The 5,902-nt window shown below is 61.0% G+C and carries 6 protein-coding genes and 2 pseudogenes (1 of these 8 running past the window's edge); 6 read left to right on the top strand and 2 right to left on the bottom strand.

Annotated features, from left to right (window positions below):
- Positions 1-325, top strand: a pseudogene (locus EOC06_RS15915) (VOC family protein); it begins 132 nt to the left of the window's first position.
- A gap of 10 nt (positions 326-335) precedes the next feature.
- On the opposite strand, the gene EOC06_RS15910 reads toward EOC06_RS15915, so the two are convergent.
- Positions 336-641 (bottom strand): ribbon-helix-helix domain-containing protein, encoded by a 306-nt coding sequence (locus tag EOC06_RS15910; RefSeq protein ID WP_127268969.1) that lies wholly within the window; start codon positions 639-641, stop codon positions 336-338.
- A gap of 208 nt (positions 642-849) precedes the next feature.
- Between EOC06_RS15910 and EOC06_RS15905 the strand changes: the two genes are divergently transcribed.
- From EOC06_RS15905 to EOC06_RS15895, 3 genes are all read left to right on the top strand, one after another.
- On the top strand, positions 850-1,245 hold the full coding sequence (locus tag EOC06_RS15905; protein WP_127321936.1) for a VOC family protein: 396 nt from the start codon (positions 850-852) through the stop codon (positions 1,243-1,245).
- Positions 1,246-1,332: 87 nt separating this feature from the next.
- On the top strand, positions 1,333-1,863 hold the full coding sequence (locus tag EOC06_RS15900; protein ID WP_127268967.1) for a gluconate 2-dehydrogenase subunit 3 family protein: 531 nt from the start codon (positions 1,333-1,335) through the stop codon (positions 1,861-1,863).
- 46 nt (positions 1,864-1,909) lie between these two features.
- Positions 1,910-3,481 (top strand): GMC family oxidoreductase, encoded by a 1,572-nt coding sequence (locus EOC06_RS15895; protein WP_128308211.1) that lies wholly within the window; start codon positions 1,910-1,912, stop codon positions 3,479-3,481.
- 63 nt (positions 3,482-3,544) lie between these two features.
- Here the strand turns inward: EOC06_RS15895 and EOC06_RS15890 are convergent, their stop codons facing one another.
- A complete protein-coding gene (locus EOC06_RS15890) occupies positions 3,545-3,958 on the bottom strand; it encodes a hypothetical protein (protein WP_128308210.1) in 414 nt (137 codons plus the stop codon).
- A gap of 309 nt (positions 3,959-4,267) precedes the next feature.
- Here EOC06_RS15890 and urtA point away from each other — a divergent pair, with 309 nt between their 5' ends.
- Positions 4,268-5,578, top strand: a complete 1,311-nt coding sequence (gene urtA, locus EOC06_RS15885; RefSeq protein ID WP_027036733.1) for an urea ABC transporter substrate-binding protein — start codon at positions 4,268-4,270, stop codon at positions 5,576-5,578.
- Between the two features lie 108 nt (positions 5,579-5,686).
- Positions 5,687-5,902, top strand: a pseudogene (locus tag EOC06_RS42640) (urea ABC transporter permease subunit UrtB); the annotation flags it as partial.

Below are 5,902 nucleotides of genomic sequence, written 5' to 3'. Positions count from 1 at the left end.
GGAATGGGCCGGACGTGTCACTGGACTGGGCGATCAGCGCGTCGAGATTGCCATGATGCGGACGCCGGACGGCCACAGCCGGCTCGAACTGTCCCGTTTCCTCACGCCGCCTGTCGTCGCCGATCACCGCAACGCCCCGGTTAACGCCCTGGGCTACCTCCGCGTCATGTTCACCGTGGACGACATTGACGGGACGCTTGAAAGGCTCCGCAATCGCGGTGCTCGGCTCGAAGGCGAAGTCGTCCAGTATAAAGACGTGTATCGGCTATGTTACATTCGAGGGCCTGGAGGGCTTCTCATCGGGCTCGCGCAAGAACTCAGCTGAGCGCAATGCGCTAAGCAGCCTCCCGCTTCGGCACCATCTGCTCATCCATTCCCGGCCGATGGCCCCGCAGATAGAGCGCGCAGGTGGTGCGCAGCATCGACGCAAAGTTCGGGATGGCGCCGTTGATCTCGATGGCTTCGTCATAGAGCTTGGAGATGAATTTCGGCGTCGTCAAATCCTGGTTTTCGGCGATTTCGTCCAGCAAAGCCCAGAATGTCGCTTCGAGCTGGATGCTGGTCGAGTGGCCGTCGATGCGAATCGACCGGTTGATCTGGCGATAGCCTTCGGGATCCTGGCCCGCAAACACCCTGCACATCCGACAAACCTCCCATGATTGTTGGTCTTGGGTGGACGGGCGTGCAGTTTGATACTGCTTGACCTGTCCCCACATGCATTCTCGGGCAAAATTGCCGGTCCGGCAATCGGACTTTCGTCCCGTTCGCGGCTGCGGGCGTGGTAACCGGCTGCCACCACCTTTTGTCCGTGCCGCGCATAATCGCCTCCACACCAGAACGGAGACTGATTTGGCCAAGGCGATCCACAGTATGATCCGGGTTCTCGACGAAGCCCGATCGGTCGATTTCTACAGAAACGCCTTCGGGCTCGATGTCGCCGACAGGCTGGATTTCGAGACATTCACGCTCATTTACCTCAGCAATGCCGAGGCAGGGTTCGAGCTCGAACTGACCGTGAACAAGGATCGGCAGGAGCCTTACGGGCTCGGCGACGGCTACGGCCATCTGGCGGTCTCGGTCGTCGATCTCGACGGCGAACATGATCGTCTCGGCGCGCTAGGGCTCAACCCGAAGAAAATCGTCGAGTTCAACCGCGACGGATCGCTGATCGCCCGCTTTTTCTTCATCGAGGATCCCGACGGCTACAAGATCGAGGTTCTGCAACGCGGAGGTCGCTTCCAATAGGAGACATCGCAGCCGTCCCCTGACGGGGGCAGCGCGCCAGCAACGGCGTTCTGAAGAGAGCGCACATAGCAAGCAGGGAGGAATAAAATGGTCACGATCTATGACGCGAAGCCTGGGCTGTCCCGTCGAGAGCTTCTTAAACGCGGCGGCATTGGCGCGCTGCTCGTCATTTCAGGCAGCGCCGTCATCAGCCCCGAGCATGCCTGGGGACTGGAGACATCGGCACTCAAGCCCGAAACCATGGCGACGCTGATCCAGATGGCGCGTGACATCTATCCGCACGATCAGGTTCCGGACAAATATTACGCCATTGCCGTGAAAGGCCACGACGAACAGGCCGGCAAGGACGCCGCCTACAAGACTATGCTCGAAGATGGCATCGCCGACCTCGACAAGAAGTCCGGTGACGGCGGCTACCGCGGCCTTGGCTGGGAGGACCAGCGCGTCGCCGTGCTGAAGCAAATCGAGGCGACGCCGTTCTTCCAGGCCATCCGGGGTGGCCTCGTGGTCAGCCTCTACAACCAGAAAGAGGTGTGGCCGATCTTCGGTTACGAGGGCGAGTCCTATTCCAAGGGCGGCTACATCGCGCGCGGTTTCGACGACATCGAGTGGCTCTGAGCCCCGTCGTTCTTGAACCCGCAAACAGAAATCATGGGAGGAAACCATGGCAGCTTCATTTGATCTGAACAACGATGGCGTGGTCGTCATCATCGGCTCGGGCGCCGGCGGCGGCACGCTCGGCAACGAACTCGCCCAGAAGGGTGTCGACGTCGTCATCCTGGAAGCCGGCGCGCGCCACGAATACGAAGACTTCATCAATGACGAGTGGGGTTCGTTCAGCCAGCTCGCCTGGACGGACAAGCGCACCACGTCGGGCGACTGGCGTGTGGCCAAGGACTTTCCCAACCTGCCGGCCTGGATCGTCAAGTCGGTCGGCGGTTCGACCACGCATTGGGCCGGAGCTTCGCTGCGCTTCCAGGAGCATGAGTTCAAGGGGCTGTCGACCTACGGCAAACTGGAAGGCGCCAACCTGCTCGATTGGCCGATCACGCTAGCCGAGATGGAGCCCTACTATGCCAAGGCTGAAGCCAAGATGGGCGTCACCGGCACCAATGACTGGCCGCGGCTGCCGGGCAACAACAATTTCAAGGTGTTGAAGGCCGGCGCCGACAAGCTCGGCTACAAGGAATGCCACACCGGCAACATGGCGATCAACTCGGTCGATCGCGACGACCGCATGTCCTGCCAGCAGACCGGCTTCTGCTTCCAGGGCTGTAAATGGGGCGCCAAATGGTCGACGCTCTACACCGAGATACCCAAGGGAGAGGCGACAGGCCATCTCGAAGTCAGGCCGAATGCCATGGCGATCAAGATCAACCATGACGCCAGCGGAAAGGTGACCGGCGTTGTCTACGCCGACAAAGACGGCAAGCTGCAGGAGCAGAAGGCGCGCATCGTCGCGGTTGCCGGCAATTCGATCGAGAGCCCGCGGCTGCTGCTCAATTCGGCGTCGGGGAAATTCCCCGATGGGCTTGCCAACTCGTCGGGCCAGGTCGGCAAGAACTACATGCGTCACACCACCGGCTCGGTCTATGCCATCTTCGACAGACCGGTGCACATGCATCGCGGCACGACCATGGCCGGCATCATCCGCGACGAGGCGCGGCATGATCCATCGCGCGGTTTCGTTGGTGGCTACGAGTTCGAGACGCTGTCGCTCGGCCTGCCGTTCATGGCAGCGTTTCTTGATCCGGGCGCATGGGGGCGCTCGTTCACCACAGCACTCGATCACTACGACCACATGGCCGGCCTTTGGATCGTCGGTGAGGACATGCCGCGCGCGGAGAACCGCATCACGCTGCATGCCGACGAGAAGGACGCGCACGGCATGCCGATCGCCGACGTGCATTTCGACGACCATCCGAACGACACCGCGATGCGCAACCACGCCTACAAGCAGGCTACGGCACTCTACGATGCGGTCGGCGCCACCCGCATCTTCCCGACGCCACCCTATCCGTCGACCCACAATCTCGGCACCAACCGGATGAGCAAGAAAGCGGAAGACGGCGTCGTCAACAAGCACGGCCAGGCGCACGACATCAAGAACCTGTTCGTGTCCGATGGCAGCCAGTTCACCACCGGTGCCGCCGAAAACCCGACCCTGACGATCGTGTCGCTCGCGATCCGCCAGGCCGACTACATCGCGGCGCAGATGTCGGCCAAGACGATCTAGTCACATCCTCCCGACGGACTGCTGGCGCGGACCCGCAAGGTTCCGCGCCTTTTTCTTGCCGCCTCACTGCTTGGTGCAGGTCGAGGCGGTGAAGGCGCCGTCGGGCTGCTTCATGATGATGTCGAAGGAGGGCACGGTTTCGCCGTCCAGCGTCGCCTGGGTCAGCGACAGTGAATTGCCGCCGGCGGTATATCCGCCCAGCGGCCCCAGCCACGAGATCACGCCGTTTGCGTCCATTTGGTAGTTGTAGCCCTGCCGCGCGGTGCCGAAGACGCCGAGGCTGGCGTAGACGGGGCCGCTGTAGACGTTCCCCTTGATGGTGATGTCGCCGAGGCTGAGGAACATGCCAAGCAGGTACACTTCGCAATGATAGGCGCCGTCAGGCATCTTGCCGTCGCTGAAATCGGCTCGCGCGGCCACGGTTGCTGCAGCCAGAAGCAGTATGCCGATCAAAATACGTGAAATACCTGAAACCATGACGTCGCTCGCTTGAAGAGCGAGCTTGCCCTATTTTTGCACCGCGCCGCAACATCGGTCGCCTGAGGCACGGGTGAGTTCAAAATCTAGGCAGATTTGGTAAATGATCGAAAAATAGGCAGAGGCTGCGCAAGCTGCGCAAAATTCCCTCAATCGATTTCTGGCCACCTCTCTTTGTTTTGTAAGCCCTATATTCCAAGGTGCTGATATCTATAATTTATTTGTGCCCTTTCGGGATTGCCAGAGCGGTTGGCATGGGGGTTGCTTTGTAGTGTTGCGGTGCAATCAACTAGCTTGGGAGTCTGTAATATGAGGGGTAATTTCTCGACAATAACAAAAATGTTTTCGGCTGGTGTGGTCGCCGCCGGCCTGTTGACGTCCGCTCCGGTCAAGGCCGCCGACGACACGATCAAGGTCGGCATTCTCCATTCGCTGTCGGGGACCATGGCGATTTCGGAGACGACGCTGAAGGACGCCATGCTGATGCTCATCGACGAGCAGAACGCCAAGGGTGGTCTGCTCGGCAAGAAGCTCGAGGCGGTCGTCGTCGATCCGGCTTCCAACTGGCCGCTGTTTGCCGAAAAAGCGCGCGAACTGATCTCCAAGGACAAGGTCGCGGCGGTGTTCGGCTGCTGGACCTCGGTGTCGCGCAAATCGGTGCTGCCGGTGTTCTCGGAACTCGACAATATCCTGTTCTACCCCGTCCAGTATGAGGGCGAGGAAAGCGAGCGCAACGTGTTCTACACCGGTGCGGCGCCGAACCAGCAGGCCATCCCGGCTGTCGACTATCTGATGAGCGAGGACGGTGGTTCGGTGAAGCGCTGGGTGCTGGAAGGCACCGACTACGTCTATCCGCGCACCACCAACAAGATCCTCGAGGCCTATCTGAAGGCCAAGGGCGTGGCGGCTGAAGACATCATGGTCAATTACACGCCGTTCGGCTTCTCCGACTGGCAGACCGAAGTTTCGGCGATCAAGAAGTTCGGTTCGGCCGGCAAGAAGACCGCCGTCGTCTCGACCGTCAACGGCGACGCCAACGTGCCGTTCTACAAGGAACTCGGCAACCAGGGCATCAAGGCCGAGGACATCCCGGTCATGGCCTTCTCGGTCGGCGAGGAAGAGCTAGCCGGTCTCGACACCGCGCCGCTGGTCGGCCATCTCGCCGCCTGGAATTATTTCGAGAGCGTCGACACGCCCGAGAACAAGAAGTTCATCGCCGACTGGCACAAGTTCATCAAGAACGACAAGCGCACCACCAACGATCCGATGGAAGCCCATTATATCGGCTTCAACATGTGGGTGAAGGCGGTCGAGAAGGCCGGCACCACCGATCCGGACAAGGTCATCGACGCCATGATCGGCGTGTCGGTGCCGAACCTGACCGGCGGCTATTCGACGATGATGCCGAACCACCACATCACCAAGCCGGTGCTGATCGGCGAAATCCAGGCCGACGGCCAGTTCGAAACCGTGTCGCGCACGCCGGGCCTGGTGATGGGTGACGAGTGGTCCGACTATCTGCCTGATTCCAAGGACCTGATCTCCGATTGGCGCGCGCCTCTGTCCTGCGGCAACTTCAATGTTGCCACCGGCAAGTGCGGCGGCAAGGGCACGAACTGATCCTCCCCGGGCTGGACCTTCAGGTCCATGCCCATGACCGCGCGCGTCCGGACGGCTTCCTCCGCCGTCCGGACGCCCACTTCAACCTTCAGGGGTTACCAGAGACCGATGATCTTGATCCGCACGGGTTTGATGCTGTTGTTCCTGCTGGCGACGCTGTCGTCCTCCGGCGCCGGCGAAGCCGATCTGCGCGGCATCATCGCCAAATTCGCCACGGCCAAGGGCTTTTCCGAGATCGGGGCCGTCGTCCACGAACTGGCGGCCGCCGGCGATCCGGCGGTAGAGCGGCCGCTTGCGGCACTTGCCGACGGCAACCTGTATGTC

The organism is Mesorhizobium sp. M7A.F.Ca.MR.362.00.0.0, from assembly GCF_004023175.1.
GTDB lineage: Bacteria > Pseudomonadota > Alphaproteobacteria > Rhizobiales > Rhizobiaceae > Mesorhizobium.
The sequence above is the reverse complement of the archived record's forward strand: the minus strand, read 5'-3'. Positions and strand labels throughout refer to the sequence as shown.

Bases quoted from the DNA above. Each gene is read 5' to 3' on its own strand.
- EOC06_RS15910 (WP_127268969.1), bottom strand. From the start codon at position 641: ATGTGCAGGGTGTTTGCGGGCCAGGATCCCGAAGGCTATCGCCAGATC.
- EOC06_RS15900 (WP_127268967.1), top strand. From the start codon at position 1,333: ATGGTCACGATCTATGACGCGAAGCCTGGGCTGTCCCGTCGAGAGCTT.
- EOC06_RS15895 (WP_128308211.1), top strand. From the start codon at position 1,910: ATGGCAGCTTCATTTGATCTGAACAACGATGGCGTGGTCGTCATCATC.
- EOC06_RS15890 (WP_128308210.1), bottom strand. From the start codon at position 3,958: ATGGTTTCAGGTATTTCACGTATTTTGATCGGCATACTGCTTCTGGCT.
- urtA (WP_027036733.1), top strand. From the start codon at position 4,268: ATGAGGGGTAATTTCTCGACAATAACAAAAATGTTTTCGGCTGGTGTG.